The organism is Streptomyces sp. 17_S59, from assembly GCF_056930295.1.
On the sequence record NZ_JBXOWD010000001.1, the window covers coordinates 3,802,139 to 3,823,058 of the forward strand.

25 protein-coding genes and 2 pseudogenes are annotated in these 20,920 nt (G+C 70.1%); 15 read left to right on the forward strand and 12 right to left on the reverse strand.

The genetic code is table 11. The features are described 5' to 3' along the window. Positions 1 to 8: 8 nt before the first annotated feature. Positions 9 to 1,745, reverse strand: coding sequence for a S8 family serine peptidase (locus tag AC1Z4A_RS16945; protein ID WP_483679789.1), 1,737 nt, complete (start codon positions 1,743 to 1,745; stop codon positions 9 to 11). A gap of 206 nt (positions 1,746 to 1,951) precedes the next feature. Here AC1Z4A_RS16945 and AC1Z4A_RS16950 point away from each other — a divergent pair, with 206 nt between their 5' ends. Beyond that, positions 1,952 to 2,737: a DUF6185 family protein gene (locus AC1Z4A_RS16950; protein ID WP_483683615.1), complete on the forward strand. Its 786-nt coding sequence runs from the start codon at positions 1,952 to 1,954 to the stop codon at positions 2,735 to 2,737. Then, positions 2,647 to 4,038: a DUF6185 family protein gene (locus AC1Z4A_RS16955; RefSeq protein ID WP_483679790.1), complete on the forward strand. Its 1,392-nt coding sequence runs from the start codon at positions 2,647 to 2,649 to the stop codon at positions 4,036 to 4,038. Before AC1Z4A_RS16950 ends, AC1Z4A_RS16955 begins: the two co-directional genes overlap by 91 nt. Positions 4,039 to 4,093: 55 nt before the next feature. Here the strand turns inward: AC1Z4A_RS16955 and AC1Z4A_RS16960 are convergent, their stop codons facing one another. Then, entirely contained in the window at positions 4,094 to 4,549 is a 456-nt protein-coding gene (locus AC1Z4A_RS16960; protein ID WP_483679792.1) for a tellurite resistance TerB family protein, read from the reverse strand. A 104-nt stretch (positions 4,550 to 4,653) separates the two neighbouring features. Next, entirely contained in the window at positions 4,654 to 5,682 is a 1,029-nt protein-coding gene (locus AC1Z4A_RS16965) for a rod shape-determining protein (RefSeq protein WP_483679793.1), read from the reverse strand. 339 nt (positions 5,683 to 6,021) lie between these two features. On the opposite strand from AC1Z4A_RS16965, the gene AC1Z4A_RS16970 reads away from it, so the two are divergent. Next, complete coding sequence (locus AC1Z4A_RS16970) at positions 6,022 to 6,357, forward strand: UBP-type zinc finger domain-containing protein (protein ID WP_483679795.1); 336 nt, start codon at positions 6,022 to 6,024, stop codon at positions 6,355 to 6,357. Positions 6,358 to 6,546: 189 nt separating this feature from the next. On the opposite strand, the gene rpsN is transcribed toward AC1Z4A_RS16970, so the two are convergent. Continuing rightward, a complete protein-coding gene (gene rpsN / locus AC1Z4A_RS16975; protein WP_483679797.1) occupies positions 6,547 to 6,852 on the reverse strand; it encodes a 30S ribosomal protein S14 in 306 nt (101 codons plus the stop codon). After that, a complete protein-coding gene (rpmB, locus tag AC1Z4A_RS16980) occupies positions 6,852 to 7,088 on the reverse strand; it encodes a 50S ribosomal protein L28 (protein ID WP_483679798.1) in 237 nt (78 codons plus the stop codon). The genes rpsN and rpmB overlap by 1 nt, the downstream gene beginning before the upstream one ends. 50 nt (positions 7,089 to 7,138) lie before the next feature. Between rpmB and rpmG the strand changes: the two genes are divergently transcribed. From rpmG to AC1Z4A_RS17005, 5 genes are all read left to right on the forward strand, one after another. Beyond that, complete coding sequence (gene rpmG, locus AC1Z4A_RS16985; RefSeq protein WP_483679800.1) at positions 7,139 to 7,303, forward strand: 50S ribosomal protein L33; 165 nt, start codon at positions 7,139 to 7,141, stop codon at positions 7,301 to 7,303. A gap of 6 nt (positions 7,304 to 7,309) precedes the next feature. Continuing rightward, positions 7,310 to 7,576, forward strand: a complete 267-nt coding sequence (locus tag AC1Z4A_RS16990; protein WP_483679802.1) for a type B 50S ribosomal protein L31 — start codon at positions 7,310 to 7,312, stop codon at positions 7,574 to 7,576. Next, on the forward strand, positions 7,576 to 8,745 hold the full coding sequence (locus AC1Z4A_RS16995) for a CobW family GTP-binding protein (RefSeq protein ID WP_483679804.1): 1,170 nt from the start codon (positions 7,576 to 7,578) through the stop codon (positions 8,743 to 8,745). Before AC1Z4A_RS16990 ends, AC1Z4A_RS16995 begins: the two co-directional genes overlap by 1 nt. Positions 8,746 to 8,882: 137 nt before the next feature. After that, positions 8,883 to 9,140 carry a 30S ribosomal protein S18 gene (rpsR, locus tag AC1Z4A_RS17000; protein ID WP_483679806.1) on the forward strand — a complete coding sequence of 86 codons (258 nt, stop codon included), beginning with the start codon at positions 8,883 to 8,885 and terminating at the stop codon, positions 9,138 to 9,140. Between the two features lie 119 nt (positions 9,141 to 9,259). After that, the gene (locus AC1Z4A_RS17005; RefSeq protein ID WP_483679808.1) at positions 9,260 to 9,499 is read left to right on the forward strand and encodes a DUF397 domain-containing protein; all 240 of its coding nucleotides are present in this window, start codon (positions 9,260 to 9,262) and stop codon (positions 9,497 to 9,499) included. Between the two features lie 24 nt (positions 9,500 to 9,523). Here the strand turns inward: AC1Z4A_RS17005 and AC1Z4A_RS17010 are convergent, their stop codons facing one another. Beyond that, positions 9,524 to 10,027: an ATP-binding protein gene (locus AC1Z4A_RS17010; RefSeq protein ID WP_483679809.1), complete on the reverse strand. Its 504-nt coding sequence runs from the start codon at positions 10,025 to 10,027 to the stop codon at positions 9,524 to 9,526. A gap of 309 nt (positions 10,028 to 10,336) precedes the next feature. Between AC1Z4A_RS17010 and AC1Z4A_RS17015 the strand changes: the two genes are divergently transcribed. The 5 genes from AC1Z4A_RS17015 to AC1Z4A_RS17035 all read left to right on the forward strand — a co-directional run bounded on the left by AC1Z4A_RS17015 (position 10,337) and on the right by AC1Z4A_RS17035 (position 15,301). Further along, positions 10,337 to 11,200 carry a helix-turn-helix domain-containing protein gene (locus tag AC1Z4A_RS17015; protein WP_483679810.1) on the forward strand — a complete coding sequence of 288 codons (864 nt, stop codon included), beginning with the start codon at positions 10,337 to 10,339 and terminating at the stop codon, positions 11,198 to 11,200. An 87-nt stretch (positions 11,201 to 11,287) separates the two neighbouring features. Beyond that, positions 11,288 to 12,760 carry an aldehyde dehydrogenase family protein gene (locus AC1Z4A_RS17020; protein WP_483679812.1) on the forward strand — a complete coding sequence of 491 codons (1,473 nt, stop codon included), beginning with the start codon at positions 11,288 to 11,290 and terminating at the stop codon, positions 12,758 to 12,760. A gap of 110 nt (positions 12,761 to 12,870) precedes the next feature. After that, the gene (locus tag AC1Z4A_RS17025; protein ID WP_483679814.1) at positions 12,871 to 13,416 is read left to right on the forward strand and encodes a DinB family protein; all 546 of its coding nucleotides are present in this window, start codon (positions 12,871 to 12,873) and stop codon (positions 13,414 to 13,416) included. A gap of 93 nt (positions 13,417 to 13,509) precedes the next feature. Next, on the forward strand, positions 13,510 to 14,094 hold the full coding sequence (locus AC1Z4A_RS17030) for a PadR family transcriptional regulator (protein ID WP_483683616.1): 585 nt from the start codon (positions 13,510 to 13,512) through the stop codon (positions 14,092 to 14,094). Between the two features lie 826 nt (positions 14,095 to 14,920). Next, a complete protein-coding gene (locus AC1Z4A_RS17035; RefSeq protein ID WP_483679816.1) occupies positions 14,921 to 15,301 on the forward strand; it encodes a VOC family protein in 381 nt (126 codons plus the stop codon). On the opposite strand, the gene AC1Z4A_RS17040 is transcribed toward AC1Z4A_RS17035, so the two are convergent. The 3 genes from AC1Z4A_RS17040 to AC1Z4A_RS17050 all read right to left on the reverse strand — a co-directional run bounded on the left by AC1Z4A_RS17040 (position 15,252) and on the right by AC1Z4A_RS17050 (position 17,488). Continuing rightward, positions 15,252 to 16,184 carry a hypothetical protein gene (locus tag AC1Z4A_RS17040; RefSeq protein ID WP_483679817.1) on the reverse strand — a complete coding sequence of 311 codons (933 nt, stop codon included), beginning with the start codon at positions 16,182 to 16,184 and terminating at the stop codon, positions 15,252 to 15,254. The genes AC1Z4A_RS17035 and AC1Z4A_RS17040 overlap by 50 nt on opposite strands. Positions 16,185 to 16,433: 249 nt before the next feature. Then, positions 16,434 to 16,682 (reverse strand): DUF397 domain-containing protein, encoded by a 249-nt coding sequence (locus tag AC1Z4A_RS17045; RefSeq protein WP_483679818.1) that lies wholly within the window; start codon positions 16,680 to 16,682, stop codon positions 16,434 to 16,436. Beyond that, positions 16,679 to 17,488 (reverse strand): helix-turn-helix domain-containing protein, encoded by an 810-nt coding sequence (locus AC1Z4A_RS17050; RefSeq protein WP_483679819.1) that lies wholly within the window; start codon positions 17,486 to 17,488, stop codon positions 16,679 to 16,681. The genes AC1Z4A_RS17045 and AC1Z4A_RS17050 overlap by 4 nt, the downstream gene beginning before the upstream one ends. A 162-nt stretch (positions 17,489 to 17,650) precedes the next feature. Between AC1Z4A_RS17050 and AC1Z4A_RS17055 the strand changes: the two genes are divergently transcribed. Beyond that, entirely contained in the window at positions 17,651 to 18,112 is a 462-nt protein-coding gene (locus AC1Z4A_RS17055; protein ID WP_483679820.1) for an ATP-binding protein, read from the forward strand. A gap of 16 nt (positions 18,113 to 18,128) precedes the next feature. Here the strand turns inward: AC1Z4A_RS17055 and AC1Z4A_RS17060 are convergent. From AC1Z4A_RS17060 to AC1Z4A_RS17070, 3 genes and pseudogenes are all read right to left on the reverse strand, one after another. Further along, positions 18,129 to 18,289 (reverse strand): annotated as a pseudogene (locus tag AC1Z4A_RS17060) (Uma2 family endonuclease); the annotation flags it as partial. Positions 18,290 to 18,314: 25 nt separating this feature from the next. Next, positions 18,315 to 18,905, reverse strand: a complete 591-nt coding sequence (locus AC1Z4A_RS17065; protein ID WP_483679821.1) for a Uma2 family endonuclease — start codon at positions 18,903 to 18,905, stop codon at positions 18,315 to 18,317. A 218-nt stretch (positions 18,906 to 19,123) separates the two neighbouring features. Further along, positions 19,124 to 19,492 carry a YbjQ family protein gene (locus tag AC1Z4A_RS17070; RefSeq protein ID WP_483679822.1) on the reverse strand — a complete coding sequence of 123 codons (369 nt, stop codon included), beginning with the start codon at positions 19,490 to 19,492 and terminating at the stop codon, positions 19,124 to 19,126. A gap of 226 nt (positions 19,493 to 19,718) precedes the next feature. Between AC1Z4A_RS17070 and AC1Z4A_RS17075 the strand changes: the two are divergent. Beyond that, a pseudogene (locus tag AC1Z4A_RS17075) lies at positions 19,719 to 20,357 on the forward strand (DedA family protein); the annotation flags it as partial. Positions 20,358 to 20,920 lie beyond the last annotated feature (563 nt).

Here is a 20,920-nt window from a genome sequence, read left to right on the forward strand (position 1 = left end):
GCCGGCCGTCAGTCGTCCGTGACGACCAGCCCCACCACCTTGTCGTCCGCGTACCAGACGTGCACACCGCCCGCGCGCCCGCTCGCGAAGGCGGTGTGCACGGCCTGGCGGACCGCCGGGTCCGGGCTGTCGAGTCCGCGCCAGGCCCCCGCGACGTACAGCCGGAGCCGGGGCGAGCGCTGCGGTGGGTAGGGGATCAGCTCGTCCCACAGCCGTTCGGCGGCGCCGGAGGCGATCGGGGACGGCAGCAGCCGGGCGGCCGCCGCCCGGATGTCCGGGCGGTTGCCGATCCGCTGGGCGGCCGGGCGGCCGGGCGCGTCCTGCTGCGGCGAGCCCGTCCCGCGCAGCAGCTCCCCCGCCCCCTCGGGCGTCAGCGGCGCGCGGCCCGCCGCCTTGAGCATGCCCTGGACGGCCGCGAGCGCTCCGGCGACGACCGCCGAGGCGGCGGACGTGCCGGAGAAGACGTCCGTGTACCAGGCGCCCTCCCGTGCGCCGCCGCGCAGTTCGCCGGGCCCGTCCCAGGCACCGCCCGTGGTGGTGACCTCGCGCCCCCACCCCTGTGCGTTCAGCCGCGTGCCGAAGTTGGAGAACGCAAGGCGTGAGCGGTCCGGGCCGTGGTCCCGGCCGTGGGTGCCGGGCGGCGGGGCGCCCGCGCCCACGAGGAGCGCGCCGGAGCGGGGCCCGGCGGGGTGGAAGGGGCTGCGCCACCAGGCCGGGAAGCCGGTCGGCCGCGTCCTGTACAGCGCATCGTCCAGGGACTCCGCGCCGTTGCCCGCGGCGGCCACGACGAGCACGCCCTTGGCGGTCGCGTGGCGGACGGCGGCGAAGTCGTCGGGCCACCACTCCAGCGGGATGCAGCCGCGCTGGTCGTCGCGTTCGCAGTAGTCGAAGCGGGGGCCGGGCCGGTGCAGTGCGACGAGCAGGACGTCGCCCGGCGCGAGCCGGTCGGCTGCCGCCTGCACGGCCCGGGCGGTGCCGATGCCGCGGAACGACGCGGCGGCGGTCAGGGTGCGGGGTGCGATGCCGCTGGTCCCCGAGCCGTCGTGGGCGTCGCCGACGACGACGCCGAGGGCGTTGGTGCCGTGGTTGCGCCAGGCCAGGTCCTCCACGGGAGTGCCGGCGACGAGCCCCGCGAGCTTCTGCCCCAGCCCCTCGTGGCCCAGCTGCCAGGCGCCCTCCACGCCGACGACGCCCACGCCCTCGCCCGTGCCTCCGGGCTGCGTCCAGGCCCAGCGGGCGTCCACGCCCTCCGGCGCGGGGGCGAGGCAGCCCTGGCGGCCGGTGAGGTCCGGGGTGCGGGCGGTGCCCGCGGGGTGGGTGTGGTGGCGGGGCTCGTCGTCGTGGGGGCCGTACGGGCTCATGGCCGCCGCGGTGGCGGGCAGGGCGCCGGGTTTGGCGTATGCGGCGGCGATGCCGGGCAGGCCGGTCAGCCGGGCGGCCAGCTCCTCCTGGCGCCGCCGCCGGCGGCCTGCGCCCCGTATGCGGTGGAAGCGGGCCAGGGCCGGGTCTTCCGTGCGGGCGAAGAGTGGTTCGAGGGTCAGCTGCTCGTCGGCGAGGAACAGGTCGAGGGCGGGGGTGCCGGTGTCGGTGCTGCGGGCCGCCGCGCCGCCGTCCGGGTGGGGTTCCGCTTCCGTGATCACGACGAGTTCGCGCTCCGCGGGCAGATAGGTGAAGCCTGCGCCGCCTGGGCCGGGGCCCGGACCCCACTCGCCCGGTGTGCGGCCCGGGCACTGCCGATCAGCCATAGCCAGCCTCCACGGCTCCGCTCCGCTTCATGGCGTCGGCCCCAATCTGCAAGGGGATCAAGGGGCTGGCAAGGCAGGCGGATTGGACGCCTCGGCGGCGGTCCACCGGGTCGGCGGCGGTGCATGAGCGCAGGTCGCCGACGGTGCCCGGCGGGTGCCCGCAGTCGTTCCGGCCGGTGTTGGGCGACTGGATTTCCGGGCGGGGAATGGCCGGAACCCTTCGTCATGTACAGCCTGGGTCAGCAGCTCACGCTCGAATTGCGGCCCAGATCGCTCTGGGCGGCCTGGACGCGGACAAGGTGTCTCCTCGTCCTACGGCGGTCGGCAGTGGGCGCCTGCTGTGGGCAGGACATCTGCATCCGGCCGGGCCGGGCCACGGGCTGAGTGTGGAGGTGATCCCTCCGTGGCAGCGCGCCTGGACGGGGGTGAAGGCGAACAGCACACCGTGGCTGGCCGCCAACGCAGCCGGGGAGACCACCTGGTGGCTGGGCACCTCGGTGGTGGTCGTGGTGGCTGCGCTCCAGGCCCGCCGCAGGCCCGTCGGCGATGAGCTCACCGAGCCGGAGAGGCGCAGCAGCAGTGCCCTGCTGCACTGGGGCCTGCTCAGTGCCGGCATGGGCGTGCTGATTCTGCTGCTCGACAGAGTGCTCCTGATCCCGGCCGGGTGGTTGAAGGGCTACGAGAACCGCTGGGATGTCATGACCGGCTTCCTGGCCGGCTGGGGCCTGACGGCCGCTGCCCGCCCGAAGAGGTCGGTGCTGTTCGCTGCCTCGTTGGTGGCGGTGGGCGGGGAGCTGGTGGCCGCCCTGCCGTCGTTTTTCGGGCTGTCGCCGAAGCTCGGCCTCCTCAAGCACCCCCCCCCGCCTCCGGTGTTGCCGTGCCCTTGGCGATGGCGGGGGCGATGGCGTGGCTGTGGCTCGTCGGGCTGGTGCTCTGGACCTGGCGACTGGGGCACGAGGGCGGATTGCTCCGGTCACCGGTGGAACCGCTGAGGCTACGTGGGTTCGGGGTGAAGCTCGCAGCGGTCACCGTCCTGTTCCTGGGGTGGGCGGTGTGGGCGGTTGAGCGTCGCTGGGAACGGGTCAACTGGCTGATCAGCCCCGATCCGGGCCCCGCTCGGCGCCTGGCCGATCTGGGCGATGGCCTGATGCTCTACACCGCGCAGATCCCCACGGCCTGGTACTCCCTCACCTGGATGCTGACGGGTCTTGCCATTGTGGGCCTGCTGCACGTCAGAAACGCGGCTCAGCGGGTGCCCTATGCAAACCCGAGCAAGCTGGCCTGCTTCCTGCTCGCCGTGTTCTTCGCCGTCGTGGTGGCCTATCGCCAGGGCTCGTACGCGGGCAGCCAGGTGCTCGCCAGCCTCTGGCTGGCCTTGGGCATCGCCGCGCTGTACGGCCTGCTTGCGGTGGGGCGGCGGTGGGCGGTGCTGACGCAGCGCTTCGAGGGATGCGAGGGCGCACTCTCGCTGTATGAATCGATCACCGAGGAGGAGCGCGGTGAACTCATCGAGCGTGCTCGCCGCTACCGGGAGCTGGTGAGCAAGCTGCGCGGCATGGAGGAGGGGAGTGAGAAGGACGGTGTCAGCAGGCACGATGTGGAGCAGGAGCTGAGCCTGCTGCACCGCTGGCGGCCGGTGGGCGGAACGGGCGACGGCGACGAGGTGCAGCCGTGGCTGCCCAACAAGGTCACTGTCGTGGATGTCGCCCTGAGTTGGGGGCCTCATCCCAAGTGGTGGGACAACGCACGCCGGGCCGCTCTTCTCGCGCTGGTCTTCGGCCTCCCGGGCAGCGTCATCATGGCCTGGCTGGCCAATGCGTCGGCGGAGCAGTGGATGCGCACGGGGCAGAACACCTTCGGCATGCCGGAGATGCTGCGGCTGTTCGTGACGTGGGAACTGGCCTGGGCCGGTGCGGGTCTGGTGCTGGGTGCGCTCTGGCGCCTGCTACCGGGCCGACGCGGTCTGGAGCGTGCCCTGGGGCTCGTGGTCGCCTATGCGCTGCTGATCGCCCTGGGCATTCTGGGCAACCTCATCACCGATCAAGGGCCCGGCAATGTGGCCCTTGCCATCTGTCTGATGCTCCTTGTGCTGACCCTCACCGGCCTCGCGATGGACGCGGACACCTTCCGTTCCGAGCGGCGCTTCTGGCCCAACCGCGTCCGGCTGCTGCTTTCGATCTACCAGATGCGAGGGTTTTCGGCACAGGTGGGATACGTGCTGGTGCAGGTGGTGGCGTTGCTGACCATCCTGAGGTTCTTCATGGGGTCCGATACGCGGGTTTTCAAGCCGTGAGCGGTGGGAGCGGGCTCCGACGGGGCCCGCTCCCACCGTGCGAGACCGAAAGCCTTCAGAGATCGAACTCAGCGGGATTGATGCCGAGTGCAAAGCACACCTCGCGGACGACGGCCTGCTCCGACTTGTCGAAATCGCCGTCGGCGCCGCCGATGACAATGCCGATCTGGATCACGGCGCGTGCCTCGGTCGGCTTCTTCTGCACCTTGCCGATGGTCTGCATGACGCTGACCTTGCCGAAGTCGAAATCGGTCGTCAGCTTCTGGCAATAGTCGTTGAAGCGCGCCTGAAGATCGTCGGCCGGGAAGTTCTGGAGGACGTCGTTCGTGGCGATGAGCGAGGCGACGCGCTGCCGCTCGGAGGCGTCGATCGAACCGTCAGCCGCTGCTACCAGAGCACACATTGCCATGCTCGCGTCACGGAACGCCCCGCTCTTCAGGTCGTTCTTCTTGGCTATCAGCTGGCCCTGCATCGTCGTGGCCGATTCCTTGAGCCGGTCCCAGAGCGCCATGTGTGTTTCTCCTCGTCATTGGGGGTGCACGAGGAGAACTGATGCGGAGGGTAAAGAAGTTCCCAAGAGAGCGTAAGTGATTGCGGCCCGGGTGTTTGCCGAGGTCAACTCGCCAGCGGGTCCAGGTGCATGGGCTTGATCTTTCCCTCCATCATTGCGCCCAGGCCCATGACCGAGCAGGTGTCGGGCTGTTCCGCGACCTGTACGACCATGCCCGTCGCCTCCTCGATCATGACGTCCAGGCCCGGCAGCCGCGCGCTGCCGCCGGCCAGCATGACCCCGCGCTCGGCCAGGTCGGCCACCAGATCGGGCGGGCACTCCCGCAGGACGCGCCCGATGGCGTCCAGCACGGCGGTGAGCGGGGTGTGGATCGCCTCGCGGACGTGGGCGGTGTTGACCAGGACCGTGCGGGAGAGTCCGGTGGCCACGTCCCGGCCGCGGACCTCGGTCTCCATGCTGCTCCCCGAGCGGTCGTAGAGGGCCAGGTGCAGCGGGTGCAGCCCCTGCGAGGGGAGCATCAGCTCGTGCTCGCTGCGCAGGTGCTGGACGACGGCGTAGTCGATGGCGTCGCCGCCCACCTGGACCTTCTCCGCCGCCACGATCGCGCCCAGCGACAGGACCGCGACCTGCGTGGACGCGGCCCCGCACACAAGGATCATGGTGGCCTCGGGCCGCTCGACGGGCAGCCCGCAGCCGACGGCGGCCGCGATGAGCGTGTCCACCAGCTCCACGCGGCGCGTGCCGAGCGCGCTGAGCGTCTCCATGGCCGCGCGCTGGGCGATCGGCTTGGCGTCGTGCGGCAGGCACACGGCCGCCCGCAGCATCGGCTTGCGCCGCCAGGTACGGCGGATCTTGTTGCCCACCAGGAAGCGGAGCATCCGCTGGGCCATGTCGATGTCGACGACCGTGCCGCCGGAGATGGGCCGTACGACCCTGATGTGGCCCGGCGTACGGCCGGCCATGCCCTCGGCGAGCGAGCCGACCGCGATCAGCGAGCCGTTCTTGGTGTTGACGGCGGCGAGGCTCGGTTCGTCGACGATCAGGCCGGTGTCCTTGAGGTAGACGCGGGTCCTGGCCGCTCCGAGGTCGACGGCGACGGTGCAGCGGCTCAGCTGATCGAGACTGAGGGTCATGACACGTCCTGCCCTGGGGTCTGGCGGTGCGGTGGTTGCCGGACCGCGCGCTGCTGCCGGCGATCCGGGCTCCGTCGGCCGCGCGGCCCTGCGGCCATCGTGCAAGGCGGCGCGCCGGGGTGCCTGCGGGGATGCGCCGCACGGGGGAGCCGGGGCGGGGCGTGATGAGGCGTCAGGGGGGCGGGGCGAGTGGGGCGAGTGGGGTGCGGAGACGGGCACCCCCGTCGCCCGCCTCCGTACCCCGGCTCACGGGAGTGAGTCTGCCAGGGGGGTCTGACAATCGCGCTGACCTCGGCGTTCGCCATGCGCGGGCCCCCTGTCCGGCCTACGCTCGAAGATATGAGCGAACCAGTGATGCCGCGGGCGTGGCAGGTCGCCGCGGATGTGGAGGGCCGTCCGACCCGGCAGGAGTGCAGCCACCTCGGCGAGGTCCGGGAGGTGGAGCCGAGCACGACGGAGGGGTGCGAGGACTGCCTGCGGATCGGGTCCACGTGGGTGCACTTGCGGGAGTGTCTGACGTGCGGGCACGTGGGCTGCTGCGACAGCTCGCCGCATCGGCATGCGCGTGCGCATGCGGCGGCGGAGCCGGGGCATGACGTTGCGCGGTCCTTCGAGCCGGGGGAGAACTGGGCGTGGTGCTACGCGGATGAGTTGCTGCTGATGCCCGGGGGTTGAGCGGGGGGTTTGTTCCCCCGCCCAGCCCCTTCCCGCTGTATCCGGTATGCGGCTCCGCCGCGGGCGGGGGCTCCGCCCGCGGACCCCGCTCCTCGAACTCCCCCGGCTACCTCCCCCAGCTACCGCTGGGGGTATCCCCAGGAGGTTCCCCGGACGGGCTGAATCCGGCGGAATCGGGGAAGGAGCCCCCTACCAGCTCCCCTTCCGCACCCCCGGCAGATACCCCGCATGCGCCTGCTCGCGCAGCGACACCCGGGACAGGCCGAACGCGCGGAAGTACCCGCGCGGCCGCCCGTCCACCGCATCCCGGTTCTGCACCCGTGTCGCGCTCGCATCACGCGGCTGGCGCTGCAGCTCGTGCTGGGCGGCCAGGCGCTGCTCCGCCGTGCTCTCCGGGCTGCGGATCACCGCCTTGAGCAGGGCCCGCCGCGCGGCGTAGCGCGCCACGACCAGGCGCCGCGCCTCGTTCTTCGCGATCTTGCTCTTCTTCGCCATCAGACCTTCTCCCCCCGGGCCCGAATGCGGGCCACCGCGGCCTCGACGCCGATGGCGTCCACCGTCCTGATCCCCTTCACGCTCAGCGTGAGCCGCACATGGCGCCCCTCGCTCGCGAGCCAGTAGCGCTTGCGCTGGACGTTCGGGTCGAAGCGGCGGCTGCTGCGCTTGTGCGAGTGGGACACGGTGTTGCCGAACCCGGGCCTGCGGCCGGTCAGTTGGCAGTGGGCGGACATGGGCCACACCTCCTAATGAAAATGGAAACCATTTCTGTATAGTAGCCCCCATGGCCCGCAACGAAGTACGCCCCGTCGTCAAACTCCGGTCCACCGCCGGGACCGGCTATACGTACGTGACCCGAAAGAACCGCCGTAACGACCCCGACCGACTGGAGCTGCGCAAGTACGACCCCGTCGTCGGCCGCCACGTCGTCTTCCGAGAGGAGCGCTGACCCGCCATGAAGCCCGGAATCCACCCGCCCTACGGCCCCGTCGTCTTCCGTGACCGCGCCGCGGACTTCGCCTTCCTCACCCGCTCGACGGCGACGAGCGACAGGACGATCGAGTGGGAGGACGGCAACACCTACCCCGTGATCGACGTGGAGATCTCCTCGGCGAGCCACCCCTTCTACACGGGCACGGCGCGCGTCATGGACACTGCCGGTCGCGTCGAGCGCTTCGAGCGCCGCTACGGCGCGCGCAAGCCCCTGAGCGGCGGCCGGTGATGGCGGACTTCACCCGCGGCACCCCGCTGCCCGTCGTGCTCGTCGGCGGCCTGCACGCCGACGCCCGCAGGGCGACCGTGGAGCAGCTGCTGCGCACCGTGCCGGGCAGCGTGGCGCTCCACCACGACCTGTCGGCCGCCGCAACGGCCGGGGCCGTCCGCCGGACCGTATGGGACCGCAGCGGTCTCCTCGGCGAGGGCGAGGCGCCGCTGGTCAACGACTGCGCCTGCTGCGCGCTGCGCGAGGACCTCGTACCCGAGCTGGAGCGGCTCGCAGAGGGCGGGACGTGCCGGCTCGCGGTGGTCGAGCTGTGGGACTCCGTCGAACCCAAGGCCATGGCCGAGGTCGTGGCCGCGCACGGGGCCCCGGAGGCCCGGCTGACCGGTGTGTTCACGGCGGTGGACCCCGCGCTCGTGCCGGCCTCGCTCGGCAACGGCGACGACCTGGCCGAAGCGGGACTGGCGGCCGCCCCCACGGACGGGCGGACGGTGGCGGACACCTTCGCCCGGCAGCTGGAGTACGTGACTGTGCTGGCCCTCGTGGACGGGCCCGAGCCCGCCGACGCCGCGGACCGTGCGCTGCTCGCTCAACTCGCCCCCGGCGGCCGCCACATCCCGGTCGGCTCCGTCGAGCTGGCCGCGGCCGCCATGGCCGGCTTCGACGTGGAGGCGGCCGCGGCCCGCCGGCATCCGGCCTGCGCGCTGCTGCCGCAGGAGGCCGACGCGGACGGCGTCGCCACGTTGGTGTGGCGCGGCCACCGGCCCTTCCATCCCGGCCGCCTGTACGCGGCGCTGGAGGACCTGACCTGCGCTGCCGCCCGCAGCAGGGGCCGGTTCTGGCTCGCCGACCGGCCCGACACGCTGCTGTCGTGGGACGCGGCGGGCGGCGCCCTGTGCGTGGAGAACGCCGGGCCCTGGCTGGCCGCGCTGCCGGACGCGGCCTGGGAGCTGGTGCCCGCTGCCCGGCGCGTCGCCGCAGCCCTGGACTGGCATCCCGAGCACGGCGACCGGACCCAGTGCCTGACCTTCACCTCGCCGGGTCTGGACGGGGAGGGGCTGCGCTCGCTGCTGAAGTCGTGTCTGCTCACCGACGCCGAATACGCGGCGGGCCCGGAGAGCTGGCGGCACCTCCCGCACGCATTCGACGAACTCCTCGATCCGGTTTCCTGACCGGGTTCCGTTCCCGGTGCCGTTCCCGGTGCCGTTCCCGGTGCCGTGCCCCGATCCGGGGCCGACCCGGGTCGGCCCCGGATCTGATCCGGGTCCGATCCGTCCCCGATCCGGCCCCGATTCCGAAAGGACAATCCATGCCCCGCCGCACCGACCGCCGTAGAAACCCCAGGCCGCGCCCCAACCCGCTGGACGCCGACGGAATCACGTACATCGACTACAAGGACACGGATCTCCTCCGGAAGTTCATTTCGGACCGGGGGAAGATCCGCAGCCGCCGGGTGACCCGGGTCACCGTGCAACAGCAGCGGCAACTGTCCAGGGCGATCAAGAATGCCCGCGAGATGGCACTCCTGCCGTATTCCGGAGGGTTCTCTGCTACTTCTGCGGGCTGAGTGCACGTGCATCGGCTCATGCAAGGGCACGTGAACGCCGCTATGATCCGGAGCAGTTGTCATCCTCGAAACCGTGTTCTGGGCCGAGGATGCCCCCTGCAATGCTCCGGGAGAGTCCAGTGCCCCAGGCGTACAACGGCATGGCCGCCTCGGACATCGAAGATGTCGTCTGGCGGAAGAGCCGGCACTCCAACTCGCAGGGTTCCTGCGTGGAGTTCGCGAAGCTGCCGGGTGGCGGGGTCGCCGTGCGCAACTCCCGCCACCCGGACGGTCCGGCGCTCGTGTACACACCCGCCGAGATCGAAGCCATGGTGCTGGGCATCAAGGACGGCGAATTCGACTACCTGATCCGCGACTGACGACGGACCGACCAACCCCGTGATCTAGTCGGGCCGCTCGTGGTCGCGAGGCAGCCGGAACAGAGCCCAGACGACCTTGCCGTGCAGCGCCCCCGCGAGCGGATGCCATCCCCAGGCGTCGCTGAACGCCTCCACCAGGAACAGCCCGCGCCCGCATTCGTCCCCCGTGCCGGCCTCGCCCGTGACCGGGCCGGCCTCGCTCGTATCGCGTACGGCGCACACCAGCCGCGACGCCCAGCGCATCAAGTGCAGGCGTACAGGCGGCTCGTACTCGGTGCCTACGAGCTCCGCCGGTATGGCGTACCGCATCGAGTTGGTCACCAGCTCCGAGACGACCAGCGCGACATCGTCGAAGAGCCCGCCCAGTCCCCACTGGGCGAGCGTGTTCCTGGTGAACCCGCGTGCCGCTCCGACCGCTTCGAAGCGGGGCGGCAACGTACAGGAGGCCGAGTTGGAGACGGCGGATGAGTCGATCGGGGGGAGTCCTCTCCATAAAGGGGAGAGCACAGTCGATCCTTCGGTACCCATCCGAGGCACTCCTGGCAATCGAGGACGTGACGTGCACGTGTGCGAGGTCCATGGTTGCCAATGCGGGGGGCGGATGCAAGGGCAGATGCACGTGCACGGGGTGGATTTGGGGGCGCACAAGGTGGTTGGGGGCAATTCTCCCTACGCCCCCTGCCGTAGCGCATCGGCCCTTGGCTTGTCTGGGTAACCGGACATGCACGGGGCGGAGCCCGGAAGTGGCAGACTTCGGCGCCGGGGGTAGCGGGGGTCGCCCTCAGGAGGGCGGAAGCGGCAACACCGGACAGGACCGGAAGGGGAAGGGTCGCAGAGATGGCCACGAGCGAGTCGAGCGGTTCGGTGGTGCGACGCATACTCCTGGGCTCTCAGCTCAGGCGGCTGCGCGAATCGCGTGGCATCACGCGTGAGGCAGCCGGGTATTCGATCCGTGCGTCGGAGTCGAAGATCAGCCGTATGGAGTTGGGCCGGGTGAGCTTCAAGGCGCGGGACGTGGAGGATCTCCTCACGCTCTACGGGGTCACGGACGGCGCCGAGCGGGAGGCCCTGCTGGGCCTGGCCCGCGAGGCCAACGTCGCGGGGTGGTGGCACAGTTACGGCGATGTGCTGCCCGGCTGGTTCCAGACATATGTGGGGCTGGAGGGCGCGGCCTCGCACATCTCAATCTACGAGGTGCAGTTCGTGCACGGCCTGCTCCAGACCGAGGGCTACGCTCATGCCGTCGTCGTGCGCGGCCAGCCCAAGGCGTGCGACGCCGAGATCGAGCGCCGGGTCTCGCTGCGGATGGAGCGCCAGAAGCTGCTGTTCTCCGAGCGTGCGCCGCGGTTCCACGCCGTGCTGGACGAGGCGGCGCTGCACCGTCCGTACGGTGGCGAAACGGTCATGCGCAATCAGCTCCAGCACCTCGTCGACATCTCCGAACAGACCAATGTGACGCTCCAGGTGATGCCTTTCGCGCACGGCGGGCACGCGGGTGAAAGCGGCGCCTTCACCATGCTGCGCTTTCCCGAGTCGGACCTCTCCGACGTGGTCTACCTGGAGCAGCTGACCAGCGCGCTCTACCTGGACAAGGCCGAGGACGTGGCCCAGTACGAGCGGGTCATGGAGCGGCTGCACGCCGACAGCCTCTCGCCGGAAAAGAGCCGGGATCTCATCGTCCGTCTACTTCAACTGATCTGACACATCAGTACGATGACGTCGCATCAGGAGCACGCACATCGTTTACGGGCGTCGCAAGCGCCCCGCTTTTCGCAGACGGGATGGCGCATGTCCTACGGCTTCGGCACCTGCTTCGACGCATTGGACCGGCAGTACATCGACGGGGAATGGCGGGTCGGCAGCGGCTCGTGGGACATCGTCGACTTCAATCCCTACAACGGGGAGAAACTCGCCTCCATCACCGTGGCCAGCACCGCCGAGATCGACCAGGCCTACCGCGCCGCCGAGCGCGCACAGCCCGGCTGGGCGGCGACCAATCCGTACACCAGGCGGCTCGTCTTCGAACGGGCGCTGCGCATCATCGACGACCACGAGGCCGAGCTGAGCGCGGCCATCATGGCGGAGTGCGGCGGCACGGCCGTGAAGGCGGGGTTCGAACTGCACCTGGCCCGGGAGTTCCTCCGGGAGGCGATCCACCTCGCGCTGCAGGCGGAGGGGCGGATCCTGCCGTCCCCGGACGACACCAAGGAGAACCGGCTCTACCGGGTGCCGGTCGGGGTGGTGGGCATCATCAGCCCCTTCAACTTCCCCTTCCTCCTGTCGCTCAAGTCGGTGGCGCCCGCGCTCGCCCTGGGCAACGCCGCGGTCCTCAAGCCGCACCAGAACACGCCCATATGCGGCGGCGGCCTCGTCGCGAAGCTCTTCGAGGAGGCCGGGCTGCCGGGCGGCGTGCTCAACGTCGTGGTCACCGACATCGCGGAGATCGGGGACGCGCTCATCGAGCACCCCGTGCCGAAGGTCATCTCCTTCACCGGCTCCGACAAGGTCGGCCGGCACGTCGCGACCGTCGCCGCCTCGCACTTCAAGCGGACGATCCTGGAGCTGGGCGGCAACAGCGCGCTGATCGTCCTCGCCGACGCCGATCTGGACTATGCCGTGGACGCCGCGGTTTTCAGCCGTTTCATCCACCAGGGCCAGGTGTGCATGGCGGTCAACCGGGTGCTGGTCGACCGCTCGGTGGAGCGCGAATTCACGGAGAAGTTCGTCGCCAAGGTGCGGACCCTGAAGGTCGGCGACCCCTGCGACCCGGCTACGCACATCGGTCCCCTCATCAACGCCGGCCAGGCGGAGGCGATCACCACGCTCGTGGAGCAGACCGTTGCGGACGGCGCCACGGCGCTCGTACGCGGGGCGACGGAGGGCACGATGGTCTGGCCGTCCGTCCTCACGGGCTTGCCGGAGGACGCGCCGATCCTGGGCCAGGAGATCTTCGGCCCGGTGGCGCTGATCGTCCCCTTCGACAGCGAGGACCAGGCCGTGCGCCTGGCCAACGCCACGCCGTACGGGCTGAGCGGCGCGGTGCACACGGGCGACGTGGAGCGCGGCGTACGGGTCGCGAAGCGCATCGAATCCGGGATGGTGCACGTCAACGACGGGACGGTGCACGACGAGGCGATCGTGCCGTTCGGCGGTGAGAAGCACTCGGGGGTGGGGCGGCTGAACGGGGAGTCGTTCGTGGAGGCGTTCACCACGACGAAGTGGATCTCGATCCAGCATGGGCGGAGCCGGTTCCCGTTCTGATGATCCGACGATTCCGGATCGCCTGTGGATATAGGACAGGATCTGACCGCATCCCCTCCTAGTGTTGGTCTCGCCGAAGGACGGCGAAGGCTGAGGAAGGCGGACGGATTATGCCCACGCACGTGATCGAGAAGGACTTCTCCGACGAGCGCGCCACGCTGCTGGCCTTTCTGGAGGCCCAGCGCGGCGGCCTGCGCCGCGCGCTGCTCGGCCTGACGGACGAGCAGGCGGCCGCGAAGCCCAGCGCGAGCGAGCTGTCGCTGGGCGGGCTGCTCAAGCACGTCGCGGAGGTCGAGCAGTTCTGGGTCCGCCGTGCGCAGGGCCTGGAGCCGCACATCAAGCGGGACGAGTCGAACTGGCCGGACAGCTTCCGCCTGGTCGAGGACGAGACGGTGGCGGGCCAGCTGGCCTGCTGGGCGGACGCGGCGGCGGAGACCGAGCGCTTCATCCAGTCCGTGCCGAGCCTGGAGGACTCCTTCGCCCTGCCCGACGCCCCTTGGTTCCCGAAGGCCCGGGTGTCCATGCGGTGGCTGGTCCTGCACCTCATAGAGGAGATGGCGCGGCACGCGGGGCACGCGGATGTGATCCGCGAGTCGCTGGACGGCAGGACGGCGTTCGAGCTGGTGGCGGAGGAAGAGAAGCAGCAGGCGGAGTAGGGCCCGCCCGGCCGGTGCGACCGCCGGGGCCTACGCTGGGCCGCGTAGAAGCCATACGTGGCAGTGCGCGGCGACGAGGAGACGAGAGCGACCATGTCGGCCATCCGGCTGCTCGTGCTGGGCGCCGTCCGCCAGCACGGCCGTGCCCACGGCTACCAGGTCCGCGGCGATCTGGAGATGTGGGGCGCCCAGGAGTGGTCCAACGCCAAGCCCGGGTCGATCTACCACGCGCTCAAGGCCATGGCGAAGCAGGGCCTCCTGCTGGCCCACGACACGGCCCCCAGCGAGGCCGGCGGCCCGCCGCGGACGGAGTACGAGCTGACTGCGGCGGGTGAGGAGGAGTACTTCAAGCTGCTGCGCGAGTCCCTCTGCTCCTTCGGCGAGAAGGTCGACGTCCTCACGGCGGGTGTCGGCTTCATCGTCGACCTGCCGCGGGCCGAGGCCGTGGCCCTGCTGAAGCGCCGCCTGGCGGCGCTGGAGGAGCGCCGCGAGGACATCCGCAAGCGCTGGACCCCCGCCGAGGGCGAGGACTGGGGCCACATCGGCGAGATCCCGGGCATGTGGGTGCACTCCTTGGACAGCGGTGCGGAGTGGACGCGCGGGCTGATCGAGCGGCTGGAGGGCGGGGCGTACGTGATGGCGGATGAGGGTGATCCGTGGGCGGGGACCGTGGAGTAGTCAGGGCCTGGCCAAAGGTGTTCTTGCCGGGCAGCGTGAGCGTACGGTGATGTTCTTCCGGTGACGCCCCAGGGATGGGGCCTCCATCAGGTGTGTCGGAGCCGTCCGGTCAACGATTCCGGCACACCTGTTTTCTTGCATCCGTCAGGACTGCGTTCCGGCGGGGTATCCCCCGAGGGGCAACGGGTGTTCCCGTTCCGTGTGGCTGGCGGGCCCGGTATGGTGCTGCTCGGCGGTATCCCTGACGGGGCGCTGCGCTCGGTAACGCCTTCGGTCGGCCGGACTTCCGTCGAGGGCGTGAGCACTGGCAATGAAGTGGCCCCCGCCGTGGACCAGGCATCCATGACAAGGGCCGACCCGATGGGCCTACCTGTCAGCCCTCAATCCTTCTGAGGACTGGCAGGTCATCGGCCCGCGAATCACCGCCTCACCTTCCGCGCAGTGCGCTTCCAGATCGACAGGCGGATCTTTCGGTGACGCCCCATGGCGCCCCCCTTCATGCAGCGCGGCCAAAGCCCGGTGACCGCTACCGGAGGAACCCGTTATCGGGCCCTCCCCGAGCCCGACGTGAATCGGCCCTCTCTGAAGGGGGGCGCGCTCGGCGCGCAAACAGGAACCCTAGTGCCTGTTCTGTGGCGCTCGGCCGTGAATGACGCAATATCAAATTCGGTTATCTGAACGGGAAAACGCTTCTCCGGTGAACCTCGGGCGCTGCGTCCCGGGACCTAGGCCCAACGCCCGATGTGGACTGTCCCCGGGCGTGAGTAGCGTCAGTGGTGCAGACCGGAAGTGTCCCTTACAGCAGAGACTGTTCAAGGAGTCCAGGATGCCTATTCGTCTCGACCACACCATCGTCAACAGCAGCAACCGCTTCGAAGGCGCCCGCTTCCTCACGGAGTTGCTGGGCATATCCGATGCCGAGGTCAACGGCCCCTTCGCCGCCATCCGCCTCGACAACGGCGTGACCATCGACTACGCGGACCACGTCGTCCCGGCCGACAAGATAGTGCTCCAGCACTTCGCCTACCACGTCTCGGACGAGGAGTTCGACGCCATTCACGCCCGCGTGGTCGAGCGCGAACTCCCTTACTGGGCCGACCCGTACCACAAGAGGCCGCAGGAGGTGAACAGCCTGAACGGCAGCCGTGCTTTCTATGTCACCGACCCGGACGGGCACCAGCTGGAGTTCCTGACGCGGCCGCAGTAGAGGTACGGGCGCGGTATCTGTCCCGCCCGGCGCGGTTGGCTGCCCGCAGGGCGTCGGTACGCGCCCGTACGTCTGCGGCGACGTCTGCGCAGTCTGCGGTTTCCCGCTCCCCGTGACAGGGGCGGCAGAGGCCGCCGGGGAGCGCTTCCGGGTAGCCCGGGACCCCGCAGTTCGTGCACTCCATGAGTCGGCGCCCGGCCGGGGCGGGGGCGGCCGGGGCCGGCTCGGGAGGCAGCTTGGCGATGAGGCGTTTGCGGGCCAGCCCGCCCGGGGAGTGCAGCGGCTCCGGGAGCCCGGACGTGAGGGAGCGGATCAGGTGCTCCTTGGACGCGCCGCGCGCTAGCCACTCCGCGGCGAGGGCCGTCAACGACTCGCATTCCGCGGCCGAGAGGGCCATGCGGGGTTCAGTGCGGCCCAGGGCGGCCAGTGCGTCGTACGCCTCGGAGCGGCGGGGTTTGCCCGCAGGCCGTGCCGCCGTCTCCTTCTCCGGCTTCGGCACGTTTCCGGCCAGGAGCTGCTCCCACCATGCGTCGCTGCGCGGCGTACGGGAGAAGTAGGTGCGGGTCACCAGCTGGGTGCGCCCTTTGCCAACGGGTTCGCTGATGCGGCGGAGGTACCCGGCCTCGGAGAGTGCGTTGAGGGCGCTGCGGACGGCCTGCTGGCCGTAGAGGGGTTGCTCCTTGGCCAAGGTCTTCGCGTCCATGGCCGCGCCGTCGGGCAGCCGGTCGACGTACGAAGCGATGTACGCCTCGCGGGCGGGGAGGCTGGCGAAGGTGTCCCGGGTGCGGGGCTCCTGGTCGGGTGCGGAGCGTTTTCCGTAGCCCGGGGAGGCCATTGGGGGAGTGGACGGGCAGGGGGTGACGGTAGGGTTGGCAACAGCCATTGGATCGGTCCTTTAGGCAACAGCGATCTTGATGGTTAGACCCCCGTCTGGTGTTGCGAGCACCGGCGGGGGTTGCTTGTTGCTGCGCACGCTACAGGGCGGGTGCGGGGTGTGGCGACTCAGTTGCGGAAAGTCATCCGGGTGTGCTGGCGCGGGAATTGGGAGGGTGGGTGGGTTGTACTCACCGCCCATTCCTTGGATAGAGGGCTTGGGTCCCGGGGCCCGAAGCTCGGGTGGTTTGCGGGGCGTTCACGGGGTGCGTATGCCGCGTATGAATGCCGCCCAGGCGTGGGGAGGGACGGCGAGTTGGGGGCTGCGCCGGGGCCCGAGCTTCGAGTCCCGGACGTGGACGGTGTGGGGGAGGGCGGCGACTTCGACGCACTCGCCGCCCCCGCTGCTGCTGTGGCTCGACTTGAGCCACGACAGGGCGACTTCAACGCAGTCTCCGCCCTCGGACCCGCTATGACTGGACTTGAACCAGGCCAGCTCCGTCTTCATGCTTCCTCCGCCAACTTCCCGATGTAGCCCTTTGATTCCTCTGGGCTGAGGGCTTGCCTGGAGATCATGCCGACGCGCTGGGTGGCAATGCTGACCCTCTGCTGGTTGGCATACAGTACGCCGTCCGTCTGCCCTTCCTCGTAGGCGAGACGCTCATGCTCAGATGTCTCGATCAACACGAGAGGGCCACTGAGCCCGGCGTGCGCACCTCGGCTGGGCATGACTTGGATGGTCACATTTCGCCGATTGCCTGCCTCCAGAAGATGCCGCAGTTGTCGTTTGTGCGCCGCTTCACTGCTCAGGGGATGGCAGAGCGGTGCCTCCCCGATGACGAAGGAGAAGGCACTTGCTTGCTTGTCCAGTAAGGCGTGACGCTCCAGACGGGCAGTGACGCGCTCTTCGATCGTCTCGTCGTCCAGAGGCGGCCAGTGCGCGCTGATCAATGTGCGTGCGTACTCTTCGGTCTGGAGCAACCCCGGAATGAGCAGGGGCTGGTATGAGGTGAGGGCAATCGCTTCGGCTTCGTAGCGGATGAAATCCAGCGAGAACGAGGCGTATCTCTCCGGTTTCAGGTACTCCTGCGCAGCCAACAACTTCCCCCGCGCCCCGCACATCTCATCCGCAACCTCAAGCATCCGAACCGTCGGCCGTCTCCGCCCCTGCTCCATCGACTTGACGGTCTCGTACTCGTACCCGGCCTCCTTGCCCAGCGCCTCCCGGCTGACCCCTGCCTGCATGCGCCAGAGCTTGATCTGGTTGCCGCAATAGCGCCACGCCATCGGCGGCTGGGCGGTGTCGCCCGTCATCACACCCCCGCCTCTCCCGCTCCGCTCCCGGTACGCGAGGGGTACAGCACGTCTCCGTACCCACCTCGTTACTCCCCAAGCCTTGCCCAGGACAGCACTGTTTGAGCCGCGCGGTGGGGAAACTGCGCGCTCCCGAGTGATGCCTGAGCAACGAGGACACCGATGACGACCGAACATCCCGACGCCGACGCCCCGCTGAAGTACGTCTGGTGGTACCTCCCGCACCACCCGCGCAGCGTCGGCCTCTCCCGCAGGCTGCTGCGCGAACAGGGGCGTGCGTGGCGGGTGCCGGAAGGGGCGGTCGAGACGGCGACATTGCTGCTCAGCGAGCTGATGACGAACGCATGCAAGCAGGCGTGCACGTCCGCGAGCCGTGAGGTGTACGCGCTCTGCGTCGTGAGTGGCGGAAAGCTGCGGCTGGAAGTGGCGGACGCGTGCGAGGGCTTCCCGGAGCCCTGCGAAGCGTCGGCGGACGACGAGGCGGGGCGGGGGCTGGCGCTCGTGGCCAAGCTCGCCGACGACTGGGCGGCGGTGCCGCGCCCGCACGGGGTCGGCAAGACGGTGTGGTGCGAGCTGATGCTGCCGGGAGGGCTCCGGCCCGTCAGTCGCTCCGGCCGGGCGTGAGCCGGTTCAGGTCGATGGTGACGACACGGCTGTGCCACCACCGCTGCGGCCACATGTGGAACACGAGGTTCCGTCCGTCAGCTCGGTGTGGCGTGGCGCCTCCGGATGGTGGTCCAAGTCCTCCGCGAACCAGCCTTCCGCACGCGGCGGGCGCAGCCAGTCAGGCAGGTCGGTCATAGATAGGTGTCGGCCACTGGGTCAGTCAGACCTCGATCAGGCTGCGGAGGTCGATCTCGACGGGGAAGGGGAAGTCGGTCTTGAAGCTGCCGACATGGTGCGTGGGCTCGATTGAGTAGCGACCTGTCCTAGGGGTCAGCCGGTGCTCGTACACCTCGGGAAAGTCGTCCTGGCCGCGCTCGATACGCCAATAGCGCTCGATTCCGGCCTTGGCGTACAGGCCCGGCTTCAGATATGCGTCGTCGCTGCGGGAATGGGGGGCGACCACTTCGATGGCGAGGACGGCATTCTCTGCAGGGAGCCAAGCCAGAGGGGTGATGTCGAGGCTGTGCCTGTCGAAGACCACGACATCGGGTGTGAGCGCAGTGTCCTTACCGAATGAGGTCCACCGCGCGACATTGAGGCTGAACGGTTCGCGCCTGGCGGGCCGGAGCCGGCAGTACAGTCCGTCCCGCACTTGATCGTGCCACCACGGGGTGTCGCCACACGGCACGATCCTTCCGTCCCGCAGTTCCCAGTCGAAGGGCAGGGCCAGGTCTTCCACGTGGTCGCAGGTCCAGCCACCTCCTGGCGGGTTCAGCCAGTTCTCGGAAGTGGCTCGCTCTTTGGCCTCCATGGACCGTGATCGTGTACGAGGAACGGGCGCATATCCCGGAAAGGGCCGGGCACCGCTCACACGAGTGACTGGGTAACCGTTCCTCTGCCCCTCGGCGGAGCGACTTGCACTTCCGAGAGGTGGCGGTCCCGCTGGACGATCCCGGCGCCGATCATGCCGGGAATGGCCGCGTTCCTGAGGGACGCGGCCATCGCCAACCGATCCGTCCCGCACACCCGTCACGCGTGCGGGCTGATCACCACCGCCGTGCCGTAGGCGCACACCTCCGTGCCGACGTCCGCCGCCTCCGTGACGTCGAAGCGGAACATGAGCACGGCGTTGGCCCCCCGCGCGCGGGCCTGCTCGATCAGGCGGTCCATCGCCTGGTTCCGGGTCTCGACCAGGGTCTTGGTGAGGCCCTTCAGTTCGCCGCCGACGAGGGACTTCAGGCCCGCTCCGATCTGGCTGCCGATGTGCCGGGACCGGACGGTCAGTCCGAAGACCTCCCCGATCACCCGGTCGACCCGGTAGCCGGGTACGTCGTTGGTCGTGACCACGAGCACATCCGACTTCTCGTGCTGGCCGCCGCCGTACTCGTCGATGCCCATCGCTCCGCCTCTCGTCTGTCTGTGCAGTTTTGCCGGTCGCCGTCGTTGACGCACTCTGGAGGGGCGTGGTTGCTCCGATCGGGGGCGGGGGGCCGGTGGTCCTCTGGAACCGGGGGAGCGACGGGCGCGTTGATAACTTGGGGCACCACATCAGGCAACCGCCACCCCACCGCCTGTGCCCGGGCCTCGCACGAGCCTGCGCCCCCGACCCAGGAGCCTCACACCCGTGACCCCGACCACCCTTGCGCTCGGCCCCCAGTGGCTGGACTCGGACTACCTGATCAACCATTTCGGCTTGGTCGGCGTCCTGGCCGTCGTCTTCGCAGAGTCGGGCCTCCTCATCGGCTTCTTCCTGCCGGGCGACTCCCTCCTCTTCACGACCGGCCTGCTGGTCACCACGGGGGAGCTGAAGTACCCGATCTGGATGGTGTGCGCCCTCGTCGCGCTCGCGGCGGTCCTCGGTGACCAGGCCGGCTACCTCTTCGGCCGGAAGGTGGGGCCCTCGCTCTTCCGGCGCCCCGACTCGAAGCTCTTCAAGCAGGAGAACGTCGAGAAGGCCCACGAATTCTTCGAGAAGTACGGGCCGAAGTCGCTCGTCCTGGCGCGCTTCGTGCCCGTGATCCGGACCTTCACGCCGATCATCGCGGGCGTGAGCCGGATGAACTACCGCTCGTTCCTCATCTTCAACATCATCGGCGGCACCCTGTGGGGCGCCGGTGTGACGGCGCTGGGCGCGGCGCTGGGCAAGGTCGAGTTCGTCCACAAGAACATCGAGGCCATGCTGGTCGTGATCGTGCTGATCTCGGTCGTGCCGATCGCCATCGAGTTCCTGCGGGCCCGGTCGAAGGCGAAGAAGGCCGCGGCCGCCGGGGAGGTCGACGCCGAGGCTGCTGCTCCCGTTCCGCCCCTCGGCAGTGCCGGGCTTCCGGGGGGTGTGCGGAGCGACGTCTTCGGTGCCGTGCCCGGCGGGCACGGTGGGCAGGGCAGTGTCCGGGGGCCCCAGGGCGGCTACGTCCCCGGTGCCCCCCAGGCCGGTGGTTACGGCGTGCCGCCGCAGAGCAGCGGTTACGGCGCCCCCGCCCCCGGCGGTTACGGCGCTCCCCAGGCCGGTGGCTACGGGGACGCCCCGGGTGGTTACGGCGTGCCGCCGCAGGCCGGTGGCCACTACGCCGCGCCCGCGCCCGCCCCCGCTCCCGGCGGTTACAACGCCCCCCACCCCGGCGGCTACGGCGTGCCGCCCCAGAACAGCGGTTACGGCGCCCCCGCCCCCGCCCCCGGCGGCTACGGCGAGCCCCAGGCCGACGCCTACTACTACGACGACCCCGCCCACGGCGACGGTCACGGCGGCCACGGCGGTGACCAGGACGGCGGCGGCCCCGACTGGCCGCCCACCTCGCGTGGCCGTCACGCCCGTCGCTGAGGTTTCCA

What these genes read in the sequence shown, in the direction of transcription:
- AC1Z4A_RS16945 (WP_483679789.1), bottom strand. Translation starts at nt 1,745, where the DNA reads ATGGCTGATCGGCAGTGCCCGGGCCGCACACCGGGCGAGTGGGGTCCG.
- AC1Z4A_RS16950 (WP_483683615.1), top strand. Translation starts at nt 1,952, where the DNA reads ATGGCCGGAACCCTTCGTCATGTACAGCCTGGGTCAGCAGCTCACGCT.
- AC1Z4A_RS16955 (WP_483679790.1), top strand. Translation starts at nt 2,647, where the DNA reads ATGGCGTGGCTGTGGCTCGTCGGGCTGGTGCTCTGGACCTGGCGACTG.
- AC1Z4A_RS16960 (WP_483679792.1), bottom strand. Translation starts at nt 4,549, where the DNA reads ATGGCGCTCTGGGACCGGCTCAAGGAATCGGCCACGACGATGCAGGGC.
- AC1Z4A_RS16965 (WP_483679793.1), bottom strand. Translation starts at nt 5,682, where the DNA reads ATGACCCTCAGTCTCGATCAGCTGAGCCGCTGCACCGTCGCCGTCGAC.
- AC1Z4A_RS16970 (WP_483679795.1), top strand. Translation starts at nt 6,022, where the DNA reads ATGAGCGAACCAGTGATGCCGCGGGCGTGGCAGGTCGCCGCGGATGTG.
- rpsN (WP_483679797.1), bottom strand. Translation starts at nt 6,852, where the DNA reads ATGGCGAAGAAGAGCAAGATCGCGAAGAACGAGGCGCGGCGCCTGGTC.
- rpmB (WP_483679798.1), bottom strand. Translation starts at nt 7,088, where the DNA reads ATGTCCGCCCACTGCCAACTGACCGGCCGCAGGCCCGGGTTCGGCAAC.
- rpmG (WP_483679800.1), top strand. Translation starts at nt 7,139, where the DNA reads ATGGCCCGCAACGAAGTACGCCCCGTCGTCAAACTCCGGTCCACCGCC.
- AC1Z4A_RS16990 (WP_483679802.1), top strand. Translation starts at nt 7,310, where the DNA reads ATGAAGCCCGGAATCCACCCGCCCTACGGCCCCGTCGTCTTCCGTGAC.
- AC1Z4A_RS16995 (WP_483679804.1), top strand. Translation starts at nt 7,576, where the DNA reads ATGGCGGACTTCACCCGCGGCACCCCGCTGCCCGTCGTGCTCGTCGGC.
- rpsR (WP_483679806.1), top strand. Translation starts at nt 8,883, where the DNA reads ATGCCCCGCCGCACCGACCGCCGTAGAAACCCCAGGCCGCGCCCCAAC.
- AC1Z4A_RS17010 (WP_483679809.1), bottom strand. Translation starts at nt 10,027, where the DNA reads ATGGGTACCGAAGGATCGACTGTGCTCTCCCCTTTATGGAGAGGACTC.
- AC1Z4A_RS17015 (WP_483679810.1), top strand. Translation starts at nt 10,337, where the DNA reads ATGGCCACGAGCGAGTCGAGCGGTTCGGTGGTGCGACGCATACTCCTG.
- AC1Z4A_RS17020 (WP_483679812.1), top strand. Translation starts at nt 11,288, where the DNA reads ATGTCCTACGGCTTCGGCACCTGCTTCGACGCATTGGACCGGCAGTAC.
- AC1Z4A_RS17025 (WP_483679814.1), top strand. Translation starts at nt 12,871, where the DNA reads ATGCCCACGCACGTGATCGAGAAGGACTTCTCCGACGAGCGCGCCACG.
- AC1Z4A_RS17030 (WP_483683616.1), top strand. Translation starts at nt 13,510, where the DNA reads ATGTCGGCCATCCGGCTGCTCGTGCTGGGCGCCGTCCGCCAGCACGGC.
- AC1Z4A_RS17035 (WP_483679816.1), top strand. Translation starts at nt 14,921, where the DNA reads ATGCCTATTCGTCTCGACCACACCATCGTCAACAGCAGCAACCGCTTC.
- AC1Z4A_RS17040 (WP_483679817.1), bottom strand. Translation starts at nt 16,184, where the DNA reads ATGGCTGTTGCCAACCCTACCGTCACCCCCTGCCCGTCCACTCCCCCA.
- AC1Z4A_RS17045 (WP_483679818.1), bottom strand. Translation starts at nt 16,682, where the DNA reads ATGAAGACGGAGCTGGCCTGGTTCAAGTCCAGTCATAGCGGGTCCGAG.
- AC1Z4A_RS17050 (WP_483679819.1), bottom strand. Translation starts at nt 17,488, where the DNA reads ATGACGGGCGACACCGCCCAGCCGCCGATGGCGTGGCGCTATTGCGGC.
- AC1Z4A_RS17055 (WP_483679820.1), top strand. Translation starts at nt 17,651, where the DNA reads ATGACGACCGAACATCCCGACGCCGACGCCCCGCTGAAGTACGTCTGG.
- AC1Z4A_RS17065 (WP_483679821.1), bottom strand. Translation starts at nt 18,905, where the DNA reads ATGGAGGCCAAAGAGCGAGCCACTTCCGAGAACTGGCTGAACCCGCCA.
- AC1Z4A_RS17070 (WP_483679822.1), bottom strand. Translation starts at nt 19,492, where the DNA reads ATGGGCATCGACGAGTACGGCGGCGGCCAGCACGAGAAGTCGGATGTG.